This is a genomic window from Massilia sp. GER05, from assembly GCF_052056005.1.
Classification (GTDB): Bacteria; Pseudomonadota; Gammaproteobacteria; order Burkholderiales; family Burkholderiaceae_D; genus Telluria; species Telluria orientalis.
Map to the genome: position 1 here is coordinate 3921521 of NZ_CP178858.1, position 24265 is coordinate 3945785.

At 70.9% G+C, this 24265-nt stretch carries 23 protein-coding genes; 7 read left to right on the plus strand and 16 right to left on the minus strand.

Going from position 1 to position 24265, the window contains the following annotated elements:
- Positions 1 to 34 precede the first annotated feature (34 nt).
- From dxs to ACL58G_RS17510, 4 genes are all read left to right on the plus strand, one after another.
- Positions 35 to 1813 carry a 1-deoxy-D-xylulose-5-phosphate synthase gene (dxs, locus tag ACL58G_RS17495; protein WP_440962607.1) on the plus strand — a complete coding sequence of 593 codons (1779 nt, stop codon included), beginning with the start codon at positions 35 to 37 and terminating at the stop codon, positions 1811 to 1813.
- Between the two features lie 13 nt (positions 1814 to 1826).
- Complete coding sequence (gene hpnD / locus ACL58G_RS17500; protein WP_440962608.1) at positions 1827 to 2675, plus strand: presqualene diphosphate synthase HpnD; 849 nt, start codon at positions 1827 to 1829, stop codon at positions 2673 to 2675.
- A gap of 14 nt (positions 2676 to 2689) precedes the next feature.
- Complete coding sequence (shc, locus tag ACL58G_RS17505) at positions 2690 to 4702, plus strand: squalene--hopene cyclase (RefSeq protein WP_440962609.1); 2013 nt, start codon at positions 2690 to 2692, stop codon at positions 4700 to 4702.
- 129 nt (positions 4703 to 4831) lie between these two features.
- Positions 4832 to 5482, plus strand: a complete 651-nt coding sequence (locus ACL58G_RS17510) for a phosphorylase family protein (protein ID WP_440968054.1) — start codon at positions 4832 to 4834, stop codon at positions 5480 to 5482.
- On the opposite strand, the gene ACL58G_RS17515 is transcribed toward ACL58G_RS17510, so the two are convergent.
- Together ACL58G_RS17515 and ACL58G_RS17520 are read right to left on the minus strand one after the other, a co-directional pair.
- Positions 5440 to 6189 (minus strand): MlaA family lipoprotein, encoded by a 750-nt coding sequence (locus ACL58G_RS17515; RefSeq protein WP_440962610.1) that lies wholly within the window; start codon positions 6187 to 6189, stop codon positions 5440 to 5442. The two genes, ACL58G_RS17510 and ACL58G_RS17515, sit on opposite strands and share 43 nt — an antisense overlap.
- On the minus strand, positions 6186 to 8813 hold the full coding sequence (locus ACL58G_RS17520; RefSeq protein ID WP_440962611.1) for an MMPL family transporter: 2628 nt from the start codon (positions 8811 to 8813) through the stop codon (positions 6186 to 6188). The genes ACL58G_RS17515 and ACL58G_RS17520 overlap by 4 nt, the downstream gene beginning before the upstream one ends.
- Before the next feature lie 112 nt (positions 8814 to 8925).
- Here ACL58G_RS17520 and ACL58G_RS17525 point away from each other — a divergent pair, with 112 nt between their 5' ends.
- Entirely contained in the window at positions 8926 to 9540 is a 615-nt protein-coding gene (locus ACL58G_RS17525; RefSeq protein WP_440962612.1) for an MlaC/ttg2D family ABC transporter substrate-binding protein, read from the plus strand.
- Here ACL58G_RS17525 and ACL58G_RS17530 read toward each other — a convergent pair.
- The 6 genes from ACL58G_RS17530 to ispH are packed head-to-tail and all read right to left on the minus strand — an operon-like array spanning position 9522 to position 16232.
- Positions 9522 to 10547, minus strand: a complete 1026-nt coding sequence (locus tag ACL58G_RS17530; protein WP_440962613.1) for a lysylphosphatidylglycerol synthase domain-containing protein — start codon at positions 10545 to 10547, stop codon at positions 9522 to 9524. The two genes, ACL58G_RS17525 and ACL58G_RS17530, sit on opposite strands and share 19 nt — an antisense overlap.
- The gene (gene hpnK / locus ACL58G_RS17535) at positions 10544 to 11494 is read right to left on the minus strand and encodes a hopanoid biosynthesis-associated protein HpnK (RefSeq protein ID WP_440962614.1); all 951 of its coding nucleotides are present in this window, start codon (positions 11492 to 11494) and stop codon (positions 10544 to 10546) included. Before hpnK ends, ACL58G_RS17530 begins: the two co-directional genes overlap by 4 nt.
- Positions 11491 to 12924: a hopanoid biosynthesis associated radical SAM protein HpnJ gene (gene hpnJ / locus ACL58G_RS17540; protein ID WP_440968056.1), complete on the minus strand. Its 1434-nt coding sequence runs from the start codon at positions 12922 to 12924 to the stop codon at positions 11491 to 11493. Before hpnJ ends, hpnK begins: the two co-directional genes overlap by 4 nt.
- A gap of 32 nt (positions 12925 to 12956) precedes the next feature.
- On the minus strand, positions 12957 to 14132 hold the full coding sequence (gene hpnI, locus ACL58G_RS17545; RefSeq protein ID WP_413385739.1) for a bacteriohopanetetrol glucosamine biosynthesis glycosyltransferase HpnI: 1176 nt from the start codon (positions 14130 to 14132) through the stop codon (positions 12957 to 12959).
- Positions 14129 to 15271, minus strand: a complete 1143-nt coding sequence (hpnH, locus tag ACL58G_RS17550) for an adenosyl-hopene transferase HpnH (RefSeq protein WP_440962615.1) — start codon at positions 15269 to 15271, stop codon at positions 14129 to 14131. Before hpnH ends, hpnI begins: the two co-directional genes overlap by 4 nt.
- Positions 15272 to 15287: 16 nt before the next feature.
- Positions 15288 to 16232: a 4-hydroxy-3-methylbut-2-enyl diphosphate reductase gene (gene ispH, locus ACL58G_RS17555; RefSeq protein ID WP_440962616.1), complete on the minus strand. Its 945-nt coding sequence runs from the start codon at positions 16230 to 16232 to the stop codon at positions 15288 to 15290.
- 143 nt (positions 16233 to 16375) lie between these two features.
- Between ispH and hpnA the strand changes: the two genes are divergently transcribed.
- Positions 16376 to 17380 carry a hopanoid-associated sugar epimerase gene (gene hpnA, locus ACL58G_RS17560; protein ID WP_413385742.1) on the plus strand — a complete coding sequence of 335 codons (1005 nt, stop codon included), beginning with the start codon at positions 16376 to 16378 and terminating at the stop codon, positions 17378 to 17380.
- 104 nt (positions 17381 to 17484) lie between these two features.
- On the opposite strand, the gene ACL58G_RS17565 is transcribed toward hpnA, so the two are convergent.
- The 3 genes from ACL58G_RS17565 to ACL58G_RS17575 are packed head-to-tail and all read right to left on the minus strand — an operon-like array spanning position 17485 to position 19823.
- On the minus strand, positions 17485 to 17934 hold the full coding sequence (locus tag ACL58G_RS17565) for a hypothetical protein (protein ID WP_440962617.1): 450 nt from the start codon (positions 17932 to 17934) through the stop codon (positions 17485 to 17487).
- Positions 17935 to 17992: 58 nt separating this feature from the next.
- Positions 17993 to 18991: a ferritin-like domain-containing protein gene (locus ACL58G_RS17570; protein ID WP_440968058.1), complete on the minus strand. Its 999-nt coding sequence runs from the start codon at positions 18989 to 18991 to the stop codon at positions 17993 to 17995.
- A 43-nt stretch (positions 18992 to 19034) separates the two neighbouring features.
- A complete protein-coding gene (locus ACL58G_RS17575; protein ID WP_440962618.1) occupies positions 19035 to 19823 on the minus strand; it encodes a helix-turn-helix transcriptional regulator in 789 nt (262 codons plus the stop codon).
- A gap of 99 nt (positions 19824 to 19922) precedes the next feature.
- Between ACL58G_RS17575 and ACL58G_RS17580 the strand changes: the two genes are divergently transcribed.
- On the plus strand, positions 19923 to 20684 hold the full coding sequence (locus ACL58G_RS17580; RefSeq protein ID WP_440962619.1) for a class I SAM-dependent methyltransferase: 762 nt from the start codon (positions 19923 to 19925) through the stop codon (positions 20682 to 20684).
- Here the strand turns inward: ACL58G_RS17580 and ACL58G_RS17585 are convergent.
- The 5 genes from ACL58G_RS17585 to ACL58G_RS17605 all read right to left on the minus strand — a co-directional run bounded on the left by ACL58G_RS17585 (position 20681) and on the right by ACL58G_RS17605 (position 24190).
- On the minus strand, positions 20681 to 21475 hold the full coding sequence (locus ACL58G_RS17585) for an ABC transporter permease (protein WP_413385746.1): 795 nt from the start codon (positions 21473 to 21475) through the stop codon (positions 20681 to 20683). The two genes, ACL58G_RS17580 and ACL58G_RS17585, sit on opposite strands and share 4 nt — an antisense overlap.
- Positions 21472 to 22092, minus strand: coding sequence for an ABC transporter ATP-binding protein (locus tag ACL58G_RS17590; RefSeq protein WP_440962620.1), 621 nt, complete (start codon positions 22090 to 22092; stop codon positions 21472 to 21474). The genes ACL58G_RS17585 and ACL58G_RS17590 overlap by 4 nt, the downstream gene beginning before the upstream one ends.
- A complete protein-coding gene (locus tag ACL58G_RS17595; protein WP_413344194.1) occupies positions 22080 to 22340 on the minus strand; it encodes a hypothetical protein in 261 nt (86 codons plus the stop codon). The genes ACL58G_RS17590 and ACL58G_RS17595 overlap by 13 nt, the downstream gene beginning before the upstream one ends.
- 70 nt (positions 22341 to 22410) lie before the next feature.
- The gene (locus ACL58G_RS17600) at positions 22411 to 22956 is read right to left on the minus strand and encodes a DNA-binding protein (protein ID WP_440962621.1); all 546 of its coding nucleotides are present in this window, start codon (positions 22954 to 22956) and stop codon (positions 22411 to 22413) included.
- A 25-nt stretch (positions 22957 to 22981) separates the two neighbouring features.
- The gene (locus tag ACL58G_RS17605; protein ID WP_413385749.1) at positions 22982 to 24190 is read right to left on the minus strand and encodes a cation:proton antiporter; all 1209 of its coding nucleotides are present in this window, start codon (positions 24188 to 24190) and stop codon (positions 22982 to 22984) included.
- Positions 24191 to 24265: the final 75 nt, after the last annotated feature.

Genomic DNA, 24265 nt, shown 5'->3' on the forward strand with positions numbered 1-24265 from the left:
TGCGGTGCCTGTCGCACGCCGCATGGAGGACCGCATGGACCTGCTCGAGGCAATCAACGACCCCGCCGCCTTGCGTGCGCTACCCCGCGCGCGCCTGGAGACGCTGGCGCGCCAGTTGCGCCGCTTCCTGCTCGACACGGTGGCGCGCACCGGCGGCCATCTCGCGTCGAACCTGGGGACGGTGGAACTGACGATCGCGCTGCACTATGTGTTCGCCACGCCGCGCGACCGCATCGTGTGGGACGTCGGCCACCAGAGCTATGGCCACAAGGTGCTGACGGGCCGGCGCGCGCAGATGCACACCCTGCGCCAGGCGGGCGGCCTCTCGGGCTTCCCGCGCCGCTGCGAGAGCGTGCACGACTGCTTCGGCACGGCCCACTCGTCGACCGCATTGTCCGCCGCGCTCGGCATGGCGCTGGCCGCGAAGCTGCAGGGCGACGACCGCCATGCCGTGGCCGTCTGCGGCGACGGCGCGCTGTCCGCCGGCATGGCGTTCGAGGCGTTGAACAACGCCGGCGTCGATCCGTCGCTGCGCCTGCTCGTCGTCGTCAACCACAACGGCATGTCCATTTCGCCCGCCGTGGGCGCGCTGGACCGGCATCTGTCCGATCTCGCCGCCGGCCGTGTGCGCCCCGGCGCATCGCTGTTCGAGGCGCTCGGCTGCGCGTACGCCGGCCCGGTGGACGGCCATGATCTCGACGCGCTGATCCCCGCGCTGGCGGCCGCCCGGGGGCGTCCGGGTCCGCAGGTGCTGCACGTCGTCACGCGCAAGGGGAAGGGCTATGCGCGCGCGGAGGCCGCGCCCACGCTGTACCACGGCACCGGGCGCTTCGACCCCGCGCAGGGCGTGCCGGACGGCGCCCGCGGCCGGCCGGCGTACACGGACGTGTTCGGCGACTGGCTGTGCGACATGGCCGCGCACGACCCGCGCCTCGTCGGCATCACGCCCGCCATGCGCGAAGGGTCCGGCCTCGTGCGCTTCGCCCGGCGCTTCCCCGACCGCTACGTGGACGTCGGCATCGCGGAGCAGCACGCGCTGACGTTCGCGGGCGGCCTCGCCGTCGAAGGCATGAAGCCCGTCGTCGCCATCTATTCCACCTTCTTGCAACGTGCCTACGACCAGTTGATCCACGATGTCGCGCGGCAGAACCTCGACGTGACGTTCGCGCTCGACCGCGCCGGCCTCGTCGGCGCGGACGGCGCCACCCATGCGGGCAACTACGACATCGCCTACCTGCGCTGCGTGCCGAACATGGTCTTGATGGCCGCGTCCGACGAGGCCGAGTGCCGGCGCATGCTGACGACCGCCTACCGCCATCCGGGGCCGGCGGCCGTGCGTTATCCGCGCGGACCGGGCCCCGGGATCGTGCCGGCGGCCGAGCTGGACACCATTCCGTTCGGCCGCGGCGAGGTGCGCCGGCGCGGGGCCGGCATCGCGATCCTTGCCTTCGGCCCGATGCTGGCGCCGAGCCTCGAGGCGGGCGCGGAACTGGGCGCGACGGTCGCCAACATGCGCTTCGTGAAGCCGCTCGACGCGGACCTCGTGGCGGCACTGGCGCGCGACCATGCGCAACTCGTGACGGTGGAGGAGGGCGCCGTCATGGGCGGCGCGGGCGCGGCCGTCGCGGAGGCGCTGGCCGCGGCCGGCCTCCAGCGCCCGCTGTTGATGCTGGGCCTGCCGGACCTGTTCATCGAGCACGGCGACCCCGCCGCGCTGCTGGGTGCCGCAGGGCTCGACGCGGCCGGCATCGCGGGCGCCATCCGTCAGCGATATCGTGCCGATGCTCCTTTGCTCGTAGCGAACAGTAGTTAGCGAGAGGTGCCCCATGCTTCCCGAGACGGATGCGCTCACCGTGCCGGACCACACGCCGGCCAGTTCGTTCGGCCTGGCCATGCGCGTGCTGCCGGCGCCGCGCCGGGCCGCGATGTTCGGCATCTATGCATTCTGCCGCGCCGTCGACGACATCGCCGACGGCGCGGCGCCGCCCCGTGAACGCCGCGCGGCGCTGGAGCGGTGGCGCGCCGACGTCGACGCCGCGTATGACGCCGGCGGATCCCCGCGCCTGCGCGCGCTGGCGCCGCACATCGCCGCGTACGGCCTCGCGCGCGCCGACTTCCATGCGGTGATCGACGGCATGCTGATGGATGCGCAGGACCGGCCCATCTGCGCGCCGCCGGCCGACACGCTCGACCTGTACTGTGACCGCGTGGCCGCCGCCGTGGGGCGCCTGTCCGTGCGCGTGTTCGGCCTGCCGGCGGACGACGGCATCCTGCTTGCCCACCACCTGGGCCGCGCGCTGCAGCTGACGAACATCCTGCGCGACATCGATGAAGACGCGGCCATCGGCCGTGCCTACGTGCCGCGCGAACTGCTGCTCGCGGCCGGGGTCGAGCCGCGCGTGTGCGCCGCCGGCGCGGACGACATCGCCGCGCATCCGGCGCTGCCCCGTGCATGCGCGGACCTCGCCGCGCAGGCGCGCCGGCATTTCGCTGCGTCCGACTTCGTGCTGCGCCGCCACCGGGGCAGCGCTGGACGGGCGCCGCGCCTGATGGGGGCCGTCTACGCGGCGCTGCTCGAGCGGCTCGCGGCGCGCGGGTGGAGCCGGCCGCGCACGCCGGTCCGGCTGGGCCGGCTGGCCAAGGTCGGCATTCTGGTGCGGCACGCGCTGCTGTAGCCACGGGGGACGCCATGCACGACTCGTCATTCCGGTCCACCGCACAGGCCGGCGCCGTCGAGGCGGAACGCACCATCGGCAAGCGCGCGCGGCTGGAGCCGGCCATCGACGCGGCGCTCGCGGCGGTACTGGCCCACCAGCGCGGCGACGGCCACTGGGTCTACGAACTGGAAGCGGACGTCACCATTCCCGCCGAATACGTGTTGCTGGTGCACTATCTTGGCGAGACGCCGAACAAGGACCTGGAACGCAAGATCGGAACGTATCTGCGCCGCCGCCAGGGCGAGCACGGGGGCTGGCCGCTGTTCCACGGCGGCGCCTTCGACCCGAGCGCAAGCGTCAAGTCGTATTTCGCGCTGAAGATGACCGGCGACCCGCCCGACGCGCCGCACATGGCGCGGGCACGCACTGCGATCCTGGAGCACGGCGGTGCCGAGCGCAGCAATGTGTTCACGCGCATGCTGCTCGCGCTGTTCGGCGAGATGCCGTGGTCGGCGGTGCCCGTGATGCCGGTGGAGATCGCGCTGCTGCCGCGCTGGTCGCCGTTCCACCTGTCCAAGGTCTCGTACTGGACCCGCACCGTGCTGACGCCGCTGCTCGTGCTGGGCGCGCTGCGGCCGAGGGCGCGCAATCCCCTTGGTGTGGGCGTCGGCGAGTTGTTCCTCGCGCCGCCGGAGAACCTCGGGCTGGCGCCGCGCGCGCCGCACCAGGACCGCATGTGGTTCGCGCTGTTCCGCACGCTGGAGTCGCAGGTGCGGCTGCTGGCGCCGCGTCTGCCCGCGCGCCTGCGCCGGCGGGCGGTGGAACAGGCGGCCGCGTTCGTGCGCACGCGCCTGAACGGCGAGCATGGCCTGGGCGCCATCTTTCCCGCGATGGTCAATGCCGTGCAGATGCTGGACGTGCTCGGCTTGCCGCCGGACGCGCCCGAGGCGTCCGCCGCGCGCCGCGCCATCGACCGGCTGCTCGTCGACCGCGGCGCCGAGGCCTATTGCCAGCCGTGCCTGTCGCCCGTGTGGGACACGGCGCTGATGTGCCACGCACTGCTGGAAGCGGGCACGCCGGCCGCATTGTCTGCCGCACGCCGTGGCCTCGACTGGCTGCTGCCGCTGCAGATCCTCGACCGGTCGGGCGACTGGGCCGCACGGCGGCCGGACGTGCGCCCCGGCGGCTGGGCGTTCCAGTACGAAAACGCCTGCTATCCCGACGTCGACGACACGGCGGTCGTCGCGATGGCCATGCACCGGGCCGCGCACCTCGAACCGTGGCCGCTGCCGGACCGGTACGCGGACGCCGTCGCCCGCGCCAGCGAGTGGATCGTCGGCATGCAGGGCAGGGGCGGCGGCTGGGGCGCGTTCGAGGCCGACAACACCCACTACTACCTGAACCACATCCCGTTTGCCGACCACGGCGCGCTGCTGGATCCGCCGACGGCCGACGTGTCCGCGCGCTGCCTGTCGATGCTGGCCCAGCTCGAGCCCGGCGCCTGCGCGCGGCGCCGCGCGCCGGCCGCGCGGGCGCTCGGTTGGCTGCTGCGCCGCCAGGAAGCGAATGGCAGCTGGTACGGACGCTGGGGTGTGAACTATGTCTACGGCACGTGGTGCGCGCTATGCGCCCTCGCGGCGGCCGGCCTGCCGCCGGAGGCGCCACCGGTCGCGCGCGCCGCCCGCTGGCTCGCCTACGTGCAGAATCCGGACGGCGGCTGGGGCGAAGGCGGCGACAGCTACCGGCTCGACTACGCGGGCCACGCGTGGGCGCCGTCGACGGCATCGCAGACGGCGTGGGCGCTGCTGGGCCTGATGGCGGCGGGCGCCGTCGAGACGCGGGCCGTCGCGCGCGGCATCGCCTGGCTCGTCGACCACCAGCGCGCGGATGGCCTGTGGGACGAGCCGCAGCACACGGCCACGGGCTTCCCCCGCGTGTTCTACCTGCGCTACCACGGCTACGCCAGGTATTTTCCGTTGTGGGCGCTGGCCCGCTACCGCAACCTGCGGGCCGGCGGCAGCGGCCGGGTCGCGTTCGGGATGTAGACCGTGCCTTCGGCGCCGTGCGTGCTCGCCGTCTGCGGCATGCCGTTCGAGGCGGCGATCGCGGACGGGCCCGGCGTCGCGAGCGTGTGCGGGCCCGGACCGTGGCGGGTGGCGCAACGGCTGCACGGGATGCTGGAGGGGCCCTGTCAGGCGCGACCCGGTCAGCAGGGATCCGGTCAGGCGCGACCCGGTCAGGCGCGACCCGGTCAGCAGGGATCCGCTGGCTGGGCTGGCATCATCAGCTTCGGCTGTGCGGGCGGCCTGGACCCGGACCTCGCGTGCGGCGACTGCGTGGTGGCCACGGCCGTGCTGACGCCGGACGGCCTCGTCGCGACGGACCCGGACTGGTCGCGCGCCTTGCTGGACCGGCTGCCCGGTGCCCGTCCCGGGTTGCTCGCGGGCGCGGACGCGCCACTCGCCACGCCGGTCGCCAAGGCGGCGCTGTGGCGTGACGCGGGTGCCGCCGCCGTCGACATGGAAACGCATGCCGCTGCGCTGGCCGCGAGGCGGCACGGCCTGCCGTTCGCGGCCTGCCGCGTCGTGCTCGATCCGGCCTGGCGCACCGTGCCCGCGGCCGCGCTGGCCGGCCTGGACACGGGAGGCATCTGGCCCGTGCTGCGCGCTCTCGCCCGTGGGCCGGGGCAGGTCGCCTCCGTGTGCGTGCTGGCGGGCGAGGCGTGGGTGGCGCGGCGTGCCCTGCTGCGGGCGCGTGCGTGGCTCGGGGCGGGGCTGGGGTGTCATTGTCCGCCGTCTTCCGTGCCGCCATCGTCCTTGTTGTAATCCGGCAGCGGCGTTTCCTTGCCCTCGTCGAGCTGCGTACGGCGGCGGCCCAGGTAGGCGTCGCGCACGAACAGATAGCGGTCGAGCGCGGCCTGTTCCAGCAGATTGGTCGCATTCAGGTAACGGGCCCGCGTGCTGACGAAGTCGACGCCCCACAGCGTGTTGCGCAAGGCCGGCTTCGCGTAGGTGACGGGCGAGGCGTACTGGTCGACGCCGAAGCCCGCCGCGTCGCGGAACGTGCTCGGACCGAACAGGGGCAGCACGAGATAGGGGCCGGCCGGCACCCCGTAGTGGCCCAGCGTGAGGCCGAAGTCCTGGTTGCGCTTGGCGATGCCGGCGGGCGTGGCGACGTCGAGCACGCCGAGCAGACCGAACGTGGAATTCACGGCCACGCGCATCAGGTCGTTCATGCCGTCCATCAGGCGCAGCTGGGCGAAATCGTTGAGCATCACCGGGACATCGCCCAGGTTGGAAAAGAAATTGTCCACACCGGTGCGGACGAAGCGCGGCACGGTGCGGTTATACGTGCGCGCGACCGGTTGCGCGATGTGGCGGTCGAGCGTGTCGTTGAAGCGGAACGTGGCGCGGTTGAGCGGTTCCAGCGGATCGGCCGGATCGCGCCCGGGGCCCGTGGCGCAGCCGGACAGGAGCGCGAGGGGCGTGAGCAGCAGGGCGGCAACGATCCGCCGCGGCGGCGGGTGGGTCATGGCGGACCTCGTTCGGCAGGTGCCGGGGCACGGGGCTGCCCCAGCAGGACGGGCTGGAAGAACACGGCGCCGATCAGGGTGCAGACCAGCGCCAGCACCAGCAGCTTGCCCATGCTCGCGGTGCCGGGGTGGTGCGACAGCCACAGGCTGCCGAACGCGGTGCCGGTGGTCGCCGCGCTGAGGACGATGGCTTGCGTGAGCGGATGCTCCAGCCGGGCCGGCTGCCCCGCGCGCCACGCCATGATGTAATAGATTTTAAAAGCGACGCCAACGCCCAGCAGCAGCGGCAGCGCGATGATGTTCGCGAAATTCAGGTGGATGCGCAGCAGCACGCAGGCCTCCAGCGTGGCCAGGCTCGACACGAGCAGGGGCACCATCGTCAGCAGCACATCGCCCACGCGCCGGAACGCGATCCACAACAGCAGCGCGATGGTCGCGATGGCCAGCAGCGCAGCCTGCACGAACGCGGCGACGATCAGGTCGGCCGCGTGGCGCACGGAGATCGGGCCGCCGGCCGCATCCGGGGCGATGCGCAGGACGGCATCGGCAAAGCGGCCCAGCCGGCTGTCGTCGCCGAGGCTCGTCCCCGTGGGCCGCTTCGGACTGACGTCGACCAGCGCGCGGCCGTCGGGCGCGATCCAGTTGCGGCGCATCGCGGCGGGCAGCGTCGCCAATGTGACGGGTTCCGGCCGGAGGGCCAGCCGCAGGGCGTCCAGCGCGAGCCGCAGCGTACCCGCCAGCACCTGGTCGGCGCGGTCGCGGGCGGCCGGCCCCGCGCGCGCCAGGGCAGCGAGCGCCCGCGCGAGCCGCGACGCCTCGGCCGCACCGGGACCCGGATGATCGAGCGCCGCATTGTGCAGCGCTTGCGCGGCCGTGCGCAGCGCCGCCGTGCGCTGCGCATCCGACGCCGGCGCGACTGCCGGTGCCGCTGCGGACCGCTCCAGCACGGGCAGCAGGCGGGCGGCCGCGGCCGCGATGGCCTCCAGTTTTTCCGGCTGGCGGTCGGGCACGAGGCTGGCGGCCGTCAGCGCATGGGCCACGTCGGGCAGGCCCTCCAGGCGGGCCGCCAGGGCCGCGGCCTGTGCCAGCGACGGGGCGAGCACCTGCACGTTGTCGAGTCCGATGTCGGTGCCGCGCGCGAGCGACGTCAGCGTGGCCATCGATTCGCTGCCCGGATTCTTGAGGTGCAGCGGATCGAAGTCGAATTCGAGGCGCCACAGCAGAGGAATGCCGGCCGTGACGAGCGCCAGCGTGGCCGCGAGCACGGTCCTGCGGTGGGTCTGCAGCGCATGGTCGATGCCGGCGAGCCACGGGTAGCCGGGCGCGAGCGCCCCCGCCGGCGGATCGGTGATGCGGATCAGCGCGGGCAGCACGGTCAGGCAGGCGGGCAGGGCGACGCACAGGATGCCGACGCCCGCGATCTGCCCCAGCTCGGCCACGCCGCGGTACGCGGTGGGCAGGAACGCGAGGAAGCCGAACGCCGTGGCGGTCGCCGCGAGCGTGAGCGGCAGCGCGAGCGCGCGCGCCGTCGCCAGCAGGGCCGTGCCGGTGCCGGGCCGGACGCGCCGCAGTTCGCGGAAGCGCATGCCGAACTGGATGCCGAAATCGATGCCGAGCCCGACGAACAGGATCGCGAACGCGATGGAGATCAGGTTCAGCGCACCCACCATCATGAGCCCCAGCGCGGCCGTGAGCGCGAGGCCGCCCAGCATCGTGATGCACAGTGCCAGCACGAGCGGGGTCGAACGCACCGCGCGCCACAGCAGCACGAGCACGATCGCGACGGGGATGCTGCCGACGAGCGGCGACCCTTCCTGCAGTGAGGCGAACTCGTCGTCCGACAAGGGCACCGGCCCCGTCAGCGAGACGTGCGCGCCGTAGCGTTCGGCCAGGCGCAGGTCGGCGGCGGCCGCGCGGATCGCGTCGCTGGACGCGGCGCCGGGCAGCAGGGCGGCGTAGTCCAGCACCGGGCGGACTTCCACGAGGCCGGGTTCGGCCGCCACGCCGGCGGTGGCGAGATCCTGCCAGGACAGCGCGGTGTTTCTCCCGGCGAGGACGCCCTCGACCGTGGCGGCGCCATGCGCCAGCAGCGGCGCCATCTGCGCGAGCGAGACCTGGCCCGTCAGCAGGGGCGTGCCCAGCGTGACGGCCAGCAGGTTCGCGACGCCCCGCAGGGACGGGTCGCGCGCGAGCGCACCGAGCAGGGGCCGTGCATCGACGAGGCGCGCCGCCAGGTTGCGGACCTCCTGCGCGTCGAGGTACAGCAGGCCGTTGCGGCGGAAGAATTCGGCGCCCGCGCCGAGGTCCACCGCGCGGAACAGGGCGGGTTGCCGGCGCAGGCGGTCGGCCAGTTCGCGCGCCGCCTGCGCCGCGAACTCGGGCGCGGGCGCACGGATGACGGCCAGCGTGGTGTCGCCCCGGTTCGGGAACGCGGCGGCGATGGCGGCGTCGCGCCGGGCCCATGGCGCATTCGCGTCAATCAACTGCCCGACGTCCGTATTGATGGCGAAATGGCGTGCCACATAAAGCCCGGATCCAAGTACCAGCAGCGCAAACGCCCCGAGCACCGCCCATGGGTGGCGGCACGACAGGTGGACGAGCCTGGCAATCTGGTGGGTCAGCATGGTGTGTTCATTAGAACGGATGCGGTGCGGGTGGCCGTATGATCTGGCGCAGCCGTGCGCGGGAACACGGACGGCGGACGACGGTCATATGGATGTGCCGATCGAGGATCCCATGAAACCGTCCTTATTTGTGTTTGCCCTGGTCTGTTCCATGCCGCCGCCGGCCTGTGCCCAGCAGGTGGCGGAGCGTACGCCGGAGCAAACATTGAGGAGCACGATCGACAAGGTCATGAGCGCCATCCGCAGCGACCCCGGCGCGCGCGCAGGCGACCCCGAGCGAACGCTCGAGATCGTCCGCCGCGACTTCCTGCCGTCCACGGACTTCATGCTGACGACCCAGTACGCGGTGGGCAGCGCGTGGGCACGGGCGACGCCGGCGCAGCGTGAGGCGCTGTTCCGCGAATTCCAGACCTTGCTGGCGCGGACCTACGCGATCCAGCTGACGCAGATCCAGCAGGAGAACACGGAGTTCCGCTACGCCCCCGCGACCCGTTCCGCCGCGAACGCCACCGATGCCGTCGTGAAGACGACCGTGGTCACGGGCGCCGACGCGATGCCGATCGACTACCGGATGCACAAGACGTCCGCCGGCTGGAAAATCTACGACATCAACATGATGGGTGCGTGGATGATCCAGGTGTATCGCCAGCAGTTCGCCGCGCGCCTGGCGACGGAGGGCGTCGACGGCCTCATCCGATACCTGGCGGCTCATAATCGTGGCCCCTGAGCGCGGTCGCCGAACGGACGCAGGCGGCGCATTTCGAACCAGTGCCACGAGACGAGAGCCGGCACGCCGGTCGCGAGCTCGCGCATCCGTTTGGCGAGCGCCAGCGACAGCGCCACATCCCCGCCCACGCCGGCCAGCTGGCCGAACAGCAGCACAGCGGCTTCCTGCACGCCCAGGCCGGCGGGCACCATGAAGCCGGCGTGGCGGACGGCTTGTGTCAGCGCCTCGATGGCGAGCGCGGCCTGCAAGCCGACGGGGTGGCCGAGCAGGGCCAGCGCGTACCACGTTTCGAACGTGCCCAGCACGTTGGCGAGCAGCGACCACATCCCGGCGCGGGCGAGACGGCCTCGTTGCCGGAACAGGCGCGCGACGGCCGCGTCGATGCCCGCGCCGTCCAGGTGCAATGCGATGACGTTTTGCGGCCCGAGCAGGCGCAGTACCCAGCGTTCCAGCCGCGCGAACGGCGCGCCGTGGCGGAGCAGCCACCAGGCGAGCACGGGCAGCGGCAGCGACAGCAGCAGCGCCGCCACGACGATCCCGACGAGGCCGGGCCCGGCCGCCAGCGTCAACATGAGCAGCGCGCCGGCGCCGCAGAACAGGTAGAGCACGACGATCGTCAGCACCACTTCCACGACGACACTGGCCGCGACGCCGGCCGTGTCGGGCACCCGCAGGCCCGCGAGCCGTACGCCGGCGACTTCGCCGCCGATGTTCGCCACCGGCAGCAGCCGGTTGACGGCCTCGCGCACGAATGCCACCCACAGCAGGAACAGCGGCCCGGCGGCGCGCCCGGGGTCGAACGGCGCGAGCAGGATGCGCCATGCGCGCACGTCGAACAGCTGCGTGACGACTCTTGCCGGCACGACGAGCAGCAGCGCCCAGCCGGCCCGCTCGAATGCGGCCACGACGCCGGTCCAGCCTTCGGCCGCGACGAGCGCCGCCACCAGCGCGAGCCCGGCGAGCGATGCCGTCCAGGCCAGCCGGCCCATCGTGCGGGTGTGGTTCATGGGCTGCTGCGGTGGTCCGCCCCGACGGCGCGGTTGTCCGCCCCGACGGCGCGGATGTCCGCCCCGACGGCGCGGGTGTCCGCCCCGTCGCCTGTTGCGGCGACGAGGTCGGCGAATCCACCGAAGCGCCACCCCTGCGCGCGCAGGGCGCCGCACACCGCACGCACATGCGGCGAGAGGAGTGCCGCGAACTCGTCGGCGTGGCGGTAGTCGCGCATCGATGGCGCGATCGCCGCGCCCGACGCGAGCGCCGGATGCAGGTACAGCTCGCCGATGCCGGACGTCGGCAGGTTGCACAGTGCATCCAGCAGGGCCGCCTCGTCGAAGCGCCCGGACTGGCGGATGCCGGTCACGTAATCGTTGTGGCCGATGCGGGCGGCGTCCAGCCTGGCTTCGAGCAGCGCCAGCCAGGGCCGCAGCCACCGCGGGGACGCCTGCGCGGGCGGCCCCGTCTCGCGCGGCAACCTGACGGCTTGCAGCCCGAACGCGCGGCCGATATCGAGGATGAGCGTCAGGATCGTCGGGTGCACATGAAAATGCTTGTGCGCGTTGACGTGGTCCAGCGCCAGGCCGCTGGCGGCGAACGCGTCGAACTGGGCGCGGATCTCCAGCGCCAGCTGGCGGCGTACCAGCGGCAGGCAGAAGTACCGCGCGCCGTCTCGTGCCATGCGCCCCCCGAAGCGGCCCTGCGCGTCGACGAGGTCGGGGATGGCCCGCGGCGGCAGCACGGACGCGCCGTCGGCCAGGACGAGGTGCAGGCCCACCCGCAGTCCCGGCAACGCGCGCGCGCGGGCGATCGCATCCTCGGCGGCCGGCGCGCCCACCATCAGGCTGGCCGCGGTCAGGATGCCGTCCCGATGCGCGCGCTCGACGGCCGCGTTCACGCTCGGGTGCAGGCCGAAGTCGTCGGCCGTGACGATGAGGCCCCGTCCCGGCGGCGCGCTCATGAATGGGACGCGCCGTGGGCGCGCAGGAAGTGGAAGAATTCGACGCCTTCGCGCAGGCGGCGCCGGGTCATGTCCCAGCTCTGCAGCATCTCGCTGACGATTTCCCAGATCTTCGAAGGCCGGAAATAAAAACTGCGATAAAACTGTTCCACGCCGTGATAGATCTCGTCGCTCGACAGGTGCGGATAGCTGAGCGCGGCCAGTTGCACGCCGCTGCCGTCGACGAGCGGAATGGTCTTGTGGGCCGGTATCCAGTCGTTCTCCAGCGCCTGTTCGTACAGCCGGGTGCCCGGGTACGGCGCCGCCAGCGAGACCTGGATCGTGTGCGGATTGATTTCCTTGGCGAAGGCGATCGATTTCGCGATCGTCTCCCGTGTCTCGCCGGGCAGCCCGAGGATGAACGTGCCGTGGACGGTGATGCCGAGCGCGCGGCAGTCGGCGGCGAAGCGCCGCGCGATGTCGGTCCGCAAGCCCTTCTTGATGTTCAGGAGGATCTGGTCGTCGCCAGATTCGTAGCCCACGAGCAGTAGCCGCAAGCCGTTTTCCTTCATGATCTTGAGCGTCGAATAGGGCACGTTCGCCTTCGCATTGCACGACCATGTCACGCCCAGCTTGCCGAGACCCCGCGCGATCTCCTCGGCGCGGGGGCGGACGTCGGTGAACGTGTCGTCGTCGAACATGATTTCCTTCACTTCCGGCATGTTCTCGCGGATCCATCGGACCTCGGCGAGCACGTTTTCCGCGGACCGGGTACGGTAGCGGTGGCCGCCGACGGTCTGCGGCCACAGGCAGAACGTGCAGCGCGAGCGGCAGCCGCGGCCCGTGTACAGCGACACGTACGGATAGTTCAGGTAGCCGATGAAGTAATTGCGGATGTTCAGGTCGCGCCGGTAGACGGGCGCGACGAACGGCAGCGCGTCCATGTCTTCGATGATCGCGCGCGGCGGGTTGTGCCGGATGGCACCGCCGGCATCGCGCCAGCTGATGCCGTCGATGTCCGCGAGCGGCCGGCCGGCGGCGACGTCGCGGCAGGTGTAGTCGAATTCCTCGCGCGCGACAAAGTCGACGGCAGTGCCCGCCCGGAGCGATCCGCCGGGATCGACGGCGACCTTGGCGCCCACCATGCCGATGCGTATCGCGGGATGCGTTTCCCTGAGCATCGCGGCGAAGCGCACGTCGCCCGGAAACGAGGGCGTGCTCGTGTGGATGATCACGAGGTCGTAGTCGCGCGCGATGTCCAGCGTCTGCGCCACGGAGAGCCCGTCCGCGGGCGCGTCGAGCAGCCGGCTGCCGGGCACGAGGGCGGCGGGCTGGGCCAGCCAGGTCGGATACCAGAACGAGCGGATTTCGCGCTTCGCCTGGTAGCGCGAGCCGGCGCCGCCGTCGAAACCGTCGAACGACGGCGCCTGCAGGAACAGGGTCTTCAGCATTGCGGTATGCATCGTGGTCGTGTCCATGTTCGCTATCGCCAGGATGGCCGGTCATGCGGCGCGGGCACACCGCCGGGCCGGTCGGGGCCCGCCGCCCGGCCCGTATCGATGGGCAGGCGGTGCCGCCGCCAGTGCGTCGACGTACCGGCAAAGGCGCTCGCCCACTCCAGCATGAGCAGGCAGTCGCGCAGCGGGGCGAGCCAGGCGTGACCGGGTGCGGGGATGTCCGGCGCCGGCCTCCGCCAGTGCAGGCCGAGGCGTGCCGCCGCGCCGCACAGTGCCGGCGCCATGTTCCACGCTGTCGGCGCGAGCCACAGCCCGAGCGCCAGCATCGGCAGGGTGAAGGTGATGCAGGACAACGCGTAGCCGAGCGGATTGAGCGAGCGGATCGTCTGCATCCAGCGCCGCTCTCTCGACCACAGCGCGCGCAGGCCCGTTTCCGTCACGTCGGTCCCCACGTTCACGTCGGACAGCACCGTCTCCAGGCCCAGACCGCGCACGAGTTCGCCGAGCCGGTAATCGTCGGCCAGGCGGTTCTTCAGCACCTCGACCCCGCCAACGGCCTCGAGCGTCGCAGCGCGCACCGCAATCGTCGCCCCGAACGCGAAGGCGCTGGTGCCGCCGCTGCTCGCGACCCGCACGGAGGGGGCGAACCAGGTGTCGATGAAGAGTGCGCCGATGCGCGGCCAGACACCGTCCAGCGGCCGGCCGTGGTACAGGCAGGTGACGATGCCGACCTGCGGCTCGGCCAGCGGCGCCGTCACGCGGGCGACGTACTCGGGCCCGACGACGATGTCGCTGTCGGCCAGCACGAGCCAGGGATGGCGTGCAGCCTGCATCATGTTGATGAGGTTGCTCACCTTGAGGTTGCTGCCGTGGATGCGCGGATCGACGACGAGCCGCATGTCCACGGCGGGGAAGCGCCGGGCGAGGCGTTCGACGACGGCGATGGCCGGGTCGGCGGGATCGCGGACCCCGAACACGAGCTGGACATGCGGGTGCGTCTGGCTGCACAGGCCGGCGAGATTCTCTTCCAGCCGGGGCTCGGCACCGCACAGGGGCTTGAGCACGGTGACAGGCGTCCACACGGGGGGCCGGTCCGCGCGCGCGACGCGGATGCGGCCACGGCAGAGCAGCGCCGCCACCGCGTACAGCGTGGCCAGCACCGTCAGCGCCGAGCCGGCCAGCGTGACGAAAGACGGCATCATCGGGCTCCTCCATTCAGCCCGGCCTTGCGGCCCCGGATCTCGTCGAGACGGATGGCGACCTGTTGCGCATGCACGTGTTGCGCGGGCCGCTGTCCGCCCAGCGGAATGTCGGGCGCCATCGGCCCGTCGGTGGCGACGCCCCGCAGCGCGACGCGGGCGGCCGTGAGAGGACGCGCGAGCGTATCCCGCACGGCGCTCGCCTCGTAGCCGCTGTGCACCATGCAATCCGCACATTTCTCGTAGCGTCCCGTGCCGTAGGCCTCCCAGTCGGTGTCGTCCATCAGTTCCCGGAACGATGCGGCATAGCCTTCGCCGAGCAGGTAGCATGGACGCTGCCAGCCGAATACGGTGCGCGTGGGATTGCCCCATGGGGTGCAATGATAGGTCTGGTTCCCCGCAAGGAAGTCGAGGAACAGGCTGGACTGGCTGAACGCCCAGCGCCGCCCCCCGTCGCCGCGTGCGAGTATGTCCCGGAACAATTGTCTCGTCCGGTTGCGCGTGAGGAAATGCTGCTGTTCGGGCGCGCGTTCGTAGGCATAGCCGGGCGACACGGTGATGCCGTCGACCTCCATCGTCTTCAACGTATCGAAGAAGCTCGCCACCCGCTCCGGACGGGCATCGTCGAACAGCGTGCAGTTGACGTTGACGTGGAAGCCCGCCGTCTTGGCACGCCGGATCGCGGCCACGGCACGCCCGTACACGCCCGGGCGGCAGACCGAGCGGTCGTGCATGCCCTCGTCGCCGTCGAGGTGCACGGACCATGTGAAGAACGGGCTCGGGCGGTACTGGCCGAGCTGCCGTTCCAGCAGCAGCGCATTCGTGCACAGGTAGACGAACTTGCGGCGCGCGACGATGCCGGCGACGATCGCGGGCATGTCCTTGTGCAGCAGCGGCTCGCCGCCCGCGATCGAGACGACGGGCGCGCCGCATTCGTCGACGGCGCCGAGGCACTCTTCCACCGACAGGCGCTGGTCGAGAATCTCGGCCGGATAATCGATCTTGCCGCAGCCCGCGCACGCCAGGTTGCAGCGGAACAGCGGCTCGAGCATCAGCGCGAGCGGATAGCGTCGTTCGCCGGCCAGGTGCTTGCGCAGCACGTAGGCGCCGACGAGGACTTTCTGCAGGAGAGGGATGGCCATGCTCGTGTCCCCGCCGTCAGCGCGTGCCGGCTTCCGGCCCGTCGGCGAGCGCGCGCGGCAACCGGAATTCGATGTGTTCCTCGATCCCGTCCAGCGTCGACACCTCGACGGGGCCGAGGGAGCGCAGGGCAGCGATCACGTGCTCGACCATGGCCTCCGGTGCGGAGGCGCCGGCCGTGATCCCGACCACCGCCGCGCCTGCGACCCAGGCTGGGTCGAGCTCGCTGCCGTCGGCCAGCAGCCAGGTCGGCGTACCGGTCTCCGCGCCGATTTCGCGCAGCCGGTTCGAGTTCGAACTGTTGGGCGCCCCGACGACGAGCAGCGCGTCGACCTGGCGGCACAGGTCGCGCACGGCGCGCTGGCGGTTCTGCGTGGCGTAGCAGATGTCGCGCACGTCGGGTCCGACGATGTCCGTGAAGCGCCGCCGCAGGGCCGCGATGACGCCGCGCGTGTCGTCCACGCTGAGCGTCGTCTGCGTCACGTAGGCGACCGGCGTGTCGGGCGGCAGGTCGAGGACCTCGGCCTCGCGTGCGTCGCGCACGAGCAGCACGCGGCCGTCGATCTGCCCCATCGTCCCCTCGACCTCCGGGTGGCCGGGATGGCCGATGAGGATCACCGTCCGGCCGCCGGCGGCATACTGGCGCCCCTGGATGTGGACCTTGGCGACGAGCGGGCAGGTCGCGTCCAGCACCCGCAGGGCGCGCGCGCCGGCATCGGCCTCGACCGTGCGCGCCACGCCGTGCGCACTGAAGATCGTCACCGCCTGCGGCGGCACTTCGTCCAGGTCTTCGACGAACACGGCGCCCTTGGCGCGCAGGCCGTCGACCACGGCCTTGTTGTGGACGATTTCGTGGCGCACGTACACGGGCGCGCCATGCCGTTCGAGCGCGCGCTCGACGATCTCGATGGCTCGGACGACGCCCGCGCAAAACCCGCGCGGCTGGGCTAGGATCACGTGCATGACGGTTCTCTGCGGTGCTTTCCGTTCGGTGCTGATTGGAGTCCCGGCCGGCGCGCAAGTTCGCACGCGGCGTTTGATCCAGATGCGTATGCGCCTCGCATATGCGATTAGAATGCGCTGCGGATGGATGCCTGAAGGAGGCAATGGTGGCGCGGAGCGACCTCGTGCTGGTCACGGGCGCGGCCGGGTTCGTCGGTGCCGCCGTGGCGCGCGCGGCGCTGGAAGAGGGGTATGCCGTCCGTGCCCTGGTGCGCGCGAGCAGCCCGCGCCGCAATCTGGCGGGGTTGGCCGCCGAGGTCGTCGTAGGCGACATGCGCGACGCGGCGGCGGTCGGGCGCGCGCTGGCCGGCGTGCGCTTCCTGCTGCATGTCGCAGCGGATTACCGGTTGTGGGCGCCCGACCCCGGCGAGATCATGCGCAACAACCTGGAGGGAACGGCGACCGTGATGCGGGCGGCGCTGGCTGCCGGGGTCGAGCGCGCGGTCGTCACCAGCAGCGTGGCCACGTTGCGGGTGAGTCCGTCGACCGTGGCGGCCACGGAAGACGAACCGCTGGCTGAGCACGAGGCCATCGGCGTGTACAAGCGCAGCAAGGTGGCGGCCGAGCGTCTCGTCGAGCGCATGGTCGCGCGGGAAGGTTTGCCGGCCGTGATCGTCAATCCGTCGACGCCGGTAGGCGCGCGAGACGTGCGGCCGACCCCGACGGGGCGCATCATCGTCGAGGCGGCCCGCGGCCGGATGCCGGCGTTCGTCGAGACGGGGTTGAACGTCGTCGACGTCGAGGACGTGGCGCGCGGGCATCTGCTTGCCCTCACGCGTGGGCGCGTGGGCGAGCGCTACATCCTCGGCGGGCAGAACGCGATGCTGCGCGAGCTGCTGGGCGAGATCGCGCAACTCGTCGGGCGCAGGCCGCCGCGCGTCAGATTGCCGGCCGCTCCGCTGGTGCCGCTGGCGCACGCGGCCGAGGCGGTCGCGCGCCTGCGCGGGCGCGAGCCGTTCCTGACGGTGGACGGTTTGAAGATGTCGCGCAACCGGATGTTTTTTTCGTCGGACAAGGCGGAGCGGGAACTTGGCTACCGGCCGGGACCGTACATTGGCGGCGTGCAGGCGGCGGTCGCGTGGTTTGGGCGGGAAGGGTATCTCGACTAGGGCTCGACCGCGGCATGCCCTGTTCGGCCTGTTCGAAGGGCCGTCGTCGGCCAGGGCAGACGGTGATCACGACCGGGGGAAGCGAGTCAGGGCGGTTATTGCATTCAGTGCCACGAGCAAACGTGTACTGTCGCCGGGCCGTCCTGCTTCCATTCACCATTGGGTGTACGCGCGAGAAAAATATGCGATGAGTGACGGCAGTCTCCGGCTTGATGGACTTTGGGATAGACACTCCCCGTCAGAAATTCGATTCGGTCGCCGTGCAGCCGGAACTGGAACACGCGGAGATAAGCCGGCGTTGAATACGCCATGCTGCGATCGGGCACGTCTGCCAGGGCGACGACGTTTGCCACGCTTCCCAAAGCGTGTCGCGCTTCCGAAGACAAGCCGTCATCGACAACAAACGTCACCGCCTCCACGCGGCTCGTCAGCCTGAGCGCAGCCTTTGCCACGGAAAGCCAATCGGCATCGGTCACTTCCACGGATGCCCGGCCTTGCGCGGCCACCGTGCAGATTGACGCCACGAACAACAACAGCAGTACGGATTTCCTCATCGTGATCAGGTCCAGGTCGTGTTGGCCTTGAGCGGCGCATTGTCGAGCAGCATAGCACTCAGCGTGGCCAATCGAACGGTCTGGACAGCCGCAGCGCGAGCCGGGCCAGGCGCGGCACCGTGCGGGGACGCAGCAGCCGTTCGTCATAGCCCGCAAAGCGCCGGTCGTTTTCTGCAAGGCATAGCGCGAGCAGGTCACGGACACCGACGCCATCGTCCGCCACGGATTGCGCCCCGTGCAGCGTGAAATTATTGTCCTGTGCGCGTGCACCTCCGTCCGCGTCGATGGCGCGCGCGAAACCGATCCGCTCCCATGCGAGGAACGCCCACACCGCGGCGACCTTCGTTTCGAAGCGCACGCGGCGCAGGAAGGACAGGCGCGCGCGGTGCCAGGCGGCCCAGTTGGCGAACAGCAGGATGTGCCGGCACTCTTCCTGCATCACGGGCTCGAACGTGTCGACGAGCGCCGGCGGGAACAGGCCGGAACGCCGCGCCAGCTCGAACAGGCCAAAGGCGAAAAAGCTGTCGACGCATTCGCTGTAGCCGGTGACAAGGTAGGCCCATTCCGGATCCCGGGGCGGGTGCTGGACGGGTTCGGGCGCGAGGTCGATGCCGTACGCCGCCACCATCCGCGCGAGCACGTCCTTGTGGCGCTGCTCTTCCCATGCGTTCAGCGCGAGGGCGTCGCGCATGGCGGGGTCGCGCAGCGTGCCGGCGTAGGCCGCCATGCGCAGGCGCGCCTTGCCTTCGGTCTGGACCGCGATGTCCCAGATCGGCAGCGCGACGATGCGGTCGCGCACTGCCGGTTCCAGCACGGGCCAGTCCAGCACGGCGGGGCGGTAGGGGTTGAAGGTGTCGCGGAACATGCGGCACGCGGCGTCCCCGTGGCGGTCCGAGCCGGGAACCAGCGGACCGTCGTCCGGGTCGCGCCAGTGCCGCATGCGCGCGTCGGCCGCGGCCAGTTGTGCAGCGCTTTGGCCCGGTACAGCCTGCGACGGAGGGCGGAAGCCGGGCACCAGGCCGGCAACGTCGAAGGCGTCGGTGGCATAGCCGTCCATGCGTGTCTCCCAGACGTCGATCAACATCCAGGTATCGACCGGCTCAGACGGCAGAGGTTCCCGCCGCCAGGCACACCAGCTTGATCTCCATCTGCAACGCCACCAGCAACGTTGTTTGCACGAACCCCAGTTCCCCCCTGACGGGATGCCGGAACCGCCGCTCCCCGCCTTCCCGGTGCAGCACGTCCTGCTTGTCCCAGCATTGCGCGAACAGCGTGCTGTCCCGGCACAATTGTTCAACCAGCGCCTGCATGTCCCCATCCGCCGGCCGCCGGTGGAAATCGGCCCGGAATTCCGCCGCCAGCCGCCGGGCCCGTGTCTCCCAGTCCACGATGAGCTCGCGCGCGGCCGGATGCAGGAAGACGTAGCGGAGCAGGTTGCGGTCGGGCGCCTCCGCGTCCAGCCAGCCGACGAACAGCACGGCGGCGGCATCGTTCCAGGATCGTGCCGTCCACGTATGGTCGAGCAGGTAGGCCGGCGCGGCCATCAGCCCCGGCAGCGCCAGCAGCGCCGGGGACAGGTCGTCGACGTGGTCGGGCAGGGCGCGCGGATCCTTCTTGCCGGCGAGGTCGAACAGCGACGCCCGTTCGGCCGCGGACAGCTGCAGCGCGTCGGCCAGCCGCGACAGCGCGGCGACGGAAGGCTGCACGTCGCGGCCCTGTTCCAGCCACGTGATCCACGTGACGCCGAGGCCGGCCGCGTCCGCGAGTTCCTCGCGCCGCAAGCCGGGCGTGCGCCGGCGCGTGCCGGGCCGGGCGGGCGTCAGGCGCGCGCGGTGGGCGCGGATGAAGGCGCCGAGCATCTGGCGCTGGTGCTGTTGCGTTCCGGTCATGGTGCTCTTTATACCAGGATAAACAGGCTCCTTGTAACAGGAAAACGCCTCGCAGACAATAAGTGGACCATGAGCCAACGATCAAACCCAGGAGCCAACATGCACAACCACGATGCCACCGTCCTCGAACAATACGATTCCCGCGCCGAGGCCTATCTCGCCAGCGCCGTGCACGCCGCCGGCGCGGACCTGGAGCGGATGGCGGACCTGATCGGCCACCGTCCCGATGCCGTCGCGCTGGACATGGGCTGCGGCGGCGGCCATGTGGCGTTCCGCATGGCGGGCCAGGTGGGCAAGGTCGTCGCATACGACCTGTCCGCCGCGATGCTGAACACCGTCGCCGCGGAAGCGCGCCGGCGCGGCCTGGACAATCTCGTCACGAAGCAGGGCGCGGCGGAAGCGCTGCCCTGTCCCGATGCGTCGTTCGATATCGTCGCCACCCGCTACAGCGCGCACCACTGGGGCGCGTTCCGCGACGGACTCGCGCAGATGCGCCGCGTCGTGAAGCCGGATGGTCTCGGGTTATTCATGGACGTCGTCTCGCCCGGCGTGCCATTGCTGGACACATGGCTGCAGACGCTCGAGCTGCTGCGCGATCCATCCCACGTGCGCAACGCGTCGGTGGCGGAATGGCAGACGACGCTGGCGGCCGTCGGCTTCGCGGTCGACGACGTGGTCACGTACAGGCTGCGGCTGGAATTCGCGTCGTGGATCGCGCGGATGCGCACGCCCGACGTCCACGTGGCCGCGATCCGCTCGCTGCACGCGCGTGCCGCGAGCGAAGTGAGGGATTATTTCCAGATCGGGGAGGACGGCAGCTTCACGGTCGACACGGCCCTGATCGTGGCCCGTCCGGTTTAGGCGCGCAACCGGTCGACGCGCAGCCGCTGGCGGTCGTCGCTGAGGGCCCGCACGGCCAGCATGGCGGCGCCGACGGACGCCAGGCCGCTTGCTCCGGCCAGCAGGAACATCAGCAGGATCTGGTATTTGACGGCCTCGATCGGGTCCATGCCCGCGAGCAGCTGGCCCGTCATGATGCCGGGAAGGGTGATGATGCCGGCGGCCGACATCTGGTTCGCGACGGGAATCATGCCGCGCCGCGTCGCGTTGCGCACGAGCGGGCCGATGGCTTCGCGCAGCGGCGTGCCGAGGGCGAGCCGCGCTTCGATGCGGGCGCGCTCGCGCACGACGCCATCGAGGATGCCGTCCAGCGCGAGGCTGGCGGCGTTCAGCACGCTGCCGAGGACGATGCCCATCAGCGGGATCGCGTAGCGCGGTTCGTACCACGGTGTCGGGCGCACGGCCGTCGCCAGCGCCAGCAGCACGGTCGCGACACCGGTGCAGGACACGACGGCGGCGCTGATCCGGTAGTTCACGTGGCGCTTCAGGCGCTGCTTCGGCCGGGTCGCCACTTCGCGCGCGGCGGCGGCGATCATGAACACGACGACGGCCAGCGTGGCTGCCGCGGAGCTCGTGGCGAACACGTGGCGCAGCACGAGGCCGACGATGGTCAGCTGCGCCACCATGCGCACGGCCGCGACGAGGATCTGGCGGTGCAATCCGAGGCCCAGTGCGAGCGACAGCGCGGCGTCCAGCAATATCAGGATAGCGGCGGCAAGCAGATCCCAGGCGCCAAGGTGAATCGCGTTCATGTCGTCGTCAGCTGTCCCTGTTCGAGCCGGAAGATGCGCTGCGCGAGGCGGCGCGCCTGTTCGCCCGCGTGCGTGACGATCAATATCGCCATGCCGGCCGCCAGCCGTGCGCGCAGCAGCGCCTCCACGCGCGCGACGGCGTCGGGATCGAGGGCGGCCGTCGGTTCGTCGAGCAGCAGCACGCGCGGACGCCGGGCCAGCGAGCGGACGAGGGCGAGGCGCTGGCGTTCGCCCGTCGACAGGCGTTCGATTTCCGTGTCCAGCAGCGCGGGGGACAGGCCCAGCGCGGCCAGTGTGGCGCCGACGAAGTCGCGGTCCGCGGCGGCGAAATGCGCGCCGGCCGTCGCTTCCCACCACGCGGGTTCGGCCGCCTGGTAGACGACGGCGGCGCGCCAGTCGGGCGCGGACATCGACGACGCCGGCCGCCCGTCCAGCAGGGCGCCACCGTCGTGCGGATCGAGGTCGGCCAGCATGCGCAGCAGGACGCTCTTGCCGGCGCCGGACGGTCCCTGGATCGCGATGCATTCGCCCGCGTGCACGTCGAACGTGAACGGTCCGCCGAACGGCGAACGCAGGTCGCGTGCCGACAGCAGGACGGTCGCGCTCAACCCAGCCATGCGCGCAGCATGTCCGCGCTTTGCGTCATGCCGGATTTCAGGCGGCGCTCGGCCTCTACGGCGCATTGTTCGGGCGTGCCGGCGCCCTGGTCGGACGCCTTCATCGCCATGGCCCTCGCGGCGATCCCGAAGGCGAGGATCGCTTCGTCCCAGGTGAGGCCCGAGGCCAGCGCGTGTTCGACGACGTGCGCCGTCAATGCGCCGAGCCGGTCGACCCGCGCACGGTCCATGTTGTCCAGTTTTAGCATCGCTCGTTCTCCATGGCTATCGTTTGCGACGTTGTAGCATGTCCGCGGCGGGGCGTCCGTGCGGTGGCGATCACGAACGGGCGGCGGCGCGGATCAGGTCGAAGGGGGAGATGTCGCGCACGGTCGAGCGCGAGTTCAGCAGGTTGTTGTCGAAATGGACGAAGCCGCCCGGCACGCCGCCGCGGTCCTGCCAGTGGCGCAGGGGCGTCTCGTCGGCGCCGAACTGCGCTTCCAGCTCCAGCTGTTTGACGCGGGCGGTCAGGGTGGCGACGGTGCTGCGCAGTTCCGCCAGTTCGTGGTCGCGCTCGAGCAAGGCCTGGTCGTGGGCGGCGCGCAACTGGCGCATGCGCTCGTCGAAGCCGGCGTGCAGGCGGTCGGCCACTTCGTCGACGAGGGCGTGCAGGACGCGGCCCGTGTCTTCGCGGCGCATGCCCGGCACGGCGTCCGCGCCGCCGTCTTCGGCGCGCAGCTCCTTCAGGTATTTGTGGATGGTCGACTTGGAGCCGCTGTCGCCGAGCGCATGGCGCACCGCGTCGACGGAGGGATGACGGCCCTCCGCCACCAGCCGGTCGCGGGCTTCCCTGACCTGCGATTTCGTGAGTCCGCTGCGCGCCATGAATACTCCACTTCGTTCGATCCGATCAGGAACTGGCCTGATTCACCAGTCCGCGGTGCCGCACGCGATGCAATTTCGGATGCACGACCGGGACGGTCAGCATTGTACTGCCGACGGCCATCAAAAGGAGCGCGGTGAACGTTTCGCTCGTGATGATCTGCTTGTCGAGGAGGATGTTGGCGAAGATGATCTCGATGAGGCCCTTCGTCTGCAGCAGCCAGCCGATGATGGATGCCTCGCCGTCCTTCCATTTCAGGACCTTGCCGGCGATGTGGGCGCCGGCCAGCTTGCCGCCGACGGACGCGAACAGCAGCAGGCCGCCCGCGAAGAACACCGCATGGCCGCCGAGGTCCCACTTGGTGCGCAGGCCGGTGCTGAGGAAGAACACGGGCATCAGCGCGAGCAGCACGTTCTTGAAAAGGGCATCGAGGTGTTCCTGCTCGAACCAGTCCGCGTCCATCACGACGCCGGCCAGGAACGCGCCCACCATGAAGTGCAGGCCGGCCCAGTCGGCGCCGAACGCGCAGGCGATCAGCCAGATCATCGCCACATACCAGCGGTCGGTCTGGCCCAGGCGCGCCATCAGGCGGCGGAACACGAACGTCAGCACGGTGAACGCGACGAGGAAGCCGAGCTGGCGGCCGATGCGTTCGAAGTCCAGCATGATGATGGCGAGAACGCCCCAGATCGCGACGTCGTCCAGGCTCGCATAGCGCAGGATGCGCTGGCCCATCGGCTGGCGCAGGAAATCGAGTTTTTCCATCAGCAGCACGAGGATCGGCAGCGCGGTCACGGCGCAGGCCATGCCCGTGCCCAGCGTGAACTGCCACGGCGCGGCCCGCGCGCCCATCCAGCCCGGATACGACATCAGCAGCGCCGCGGCCGCGCAGCCGAACAGCAGGGGCGTGCCCAGCGCCAGGCCGGCCGTCGTCGCGCTCTCGCGGCGGTAGGTCCAGACCTTCTTCAGGTCGAGCTCCACGCCGGCCAGCATCACGAACAGCATCACGCCCCACTGGGCGATGCCGTTCAGCGTCTTTACGACGTCCGGGTTGAACACGAACTTGTGGTACTCCGGGAAAGCCGCGCCCAGCACGCCGGGGCCCAGCACCACGCCCATGATGATCTGAACGATGACCAGGGGCGCGACGTAATCCGTGCGGCCCAGGCGCCAGATGGCGTACGGGACGACGAAGATGATCAGCATCGCGAGCAGGAAGATTTCGGTGGTGCTCATGGGTCTCCTTGTTGTATTACGTAATTATGTAACGGCATCCTAGCGAGAAATTGAAAAAATGAAAAGGATTTCATA

What these genes read in the sequence shown, in the direction of transcription:
- dxs (WP_440962607.1), top strand. Translation starts at nt 35, where the DNA reads ATGGACCTGCTCGAGGCAATCAACGACCCCGCCGCCTTGCGTGCGCTA.
- hpnD (WP_440962608.1), top strand. Translation starts at nt 1,827, where the DNA reads ATGCTTCCCGAGACGGATGCGCTCACCGTGCCGGACCACACGCCGGCC.
- shc (WP_440962609.1), top strand. Translation starts at nt 2,690, where the DNA reads ATGCACGACTCGTCATTCCGGTCCACCGCACAGGCCGGCGCCGTCGAG.
- ACL58G_RS17510 (WP_440968054.1), top strand. Translation starts at nt 4,832, where the DNA reads ATGCTGGAGGGGCCCTGTCAGGCGCGACCCGGTCAGCAGGGATCCGGT.
- ACL58G_RS17515 (WP_440962610.1), bottom strand. Translation starts at nt 6,189, where the DNA reads ATGACCCACCCGCCGCCGCGGCGGATCGTTGCCGCCCTGCTGCTCACG.
- ACL58G_RS17520 (WP_440962611.1), bottom strand. Translation starts at nt 8,813, where the DNA reads ATGCTGACCCACCAGATTGCCAGGCTCGTCCACCTGTCGTGCCGCCAC.
- ACL58G_RS17525 (WP_440962612.1), top strand. Translation starts at nt 8,926, where the DNA reads ATGAAACCGTCCTTATTTGTGTTTGCCCTGGTCTGTTCCATGCCGCCG.
- ACL58G_RS17530 (WP_440962613.1), bottom strand. Translation starts at nt 10,547, where the DNA reads ATGAACCACACCCGCACGATGGGCCGGCTGGCCTGGACGGCATCGCTC.
- hpnK (WP_440962614.1), bottom strand. Translation starts at nt 11,494, where the DNA reads ATGAGCGCGCCGCCGGGACGGGGCCTCATCGTCACGGCCGACGACTTC.
- hpnJ (WP_440968056.1), bottom strand. Translation starts at nt 12,924, where the DNA reads ATGCTGAAGACCCTGTTCCTGCAGGCGCCGTCGTTCGACGGTTTCGAC.
- hpnI (WP_413385739.1), bottom strand. Translation starts at nt 14,132, where the DNA reads ATGATGCCGTCTTTCGTCACGCTGGCCGGCTCGGCGCTGACGGTGCTG.
- hpnH (WP_440962615.1), bottom strand. Translation starts at nt 15,271, where the DNA reads ATGGCCATCCCTCTCCTGCAGAAAGTCCTCGTCGGCGCCTACGTGCTG.
- ispH (WP_440962616.1), bottom strand. Translation starts at nt 16,232, where the DNA reads ATGCACGTGATCCTAGCCCAGCCGCGCGGGTTTTGCGCGGGCGTCGTC.
- hpnA (WP_413385742.1), top strand. Translation starts at nt 16,376, where the DNA reads ATGGTGGCGCGGAGCGACCTCGTGCTGGTCACGGGCGCGGCCGGGTTC.
- ACL58G_RS17565 (WP_440962617.1), bottom strand. Translation starts at nt 17,934, where the DNA reads ATGAGGAAATCCGTACTGCTGTTGTTGTTCGTGGCGTCAATCTGCACG.
- ACL58G_RS17570 (WP_440968058.1), bottom strand. Translation starts at nt 18,991, where the DNA reads ATGGACGGCTATGCCACCGACGCCTTCGACGTTGCCGGCCTGGTGCCC.
- ACL58G_RS17575 (WP_440962618.1), bottom strand. Translation starts at nt 19,823, where the DNA reads ATGACCGGAACGCAACAGCACCAGCGCCAGATGCTCGGCGCCTTCATC.
- ACL58G_RS17580 (WP_440962619.1), top strand. Translation starts at nt 19,923, where the DNA reads ATGCACAACCACGATGCCACCGTCCTCGAACAATACGATTCCCGCGCC.
- ACL58G_RS17585 (WP_413385746.1), bottom strand. Translation starts at nt 21,475, where the DNA reads ATGAACGCGATTCACCTTGGCGCCTGGGATCTGCTTGCCGCCGCTATC.
- ACL58G_RS17590 (WP_440962620.1), bottom strand. Translation starts at nt 22,092, where the DNA reads ATGGCTGGGTTGAGCGCGACCGTCCTGCTGTCGGCACGCGACCTGCGT.
- ACL58G_RS17595 (WP_413344194.1), bottom strand. Translation starts at nt 22,340, where the DNA reads ATGCTAAAACTGGACAACATGGACCGTGCGCGGGTCGACCGGCTCGGC.
- ACL58G_RS17600 (WP_440962621.1), bottom strand. Translation starts at nt 22,956, where the DNA reads ATGGCGCGCAGCGGACTCACGAAATCGCAGGTCAGGGAAGCCCGCGAC.
- ACL58G_RS17605 (WP_413385749.1), bottom strand. Translation starts at nt 24,190, where the DNA reads ATGAGCACCACCGAAATCTTCCTGCTCGCGATGCTGATCATCTTCGTC.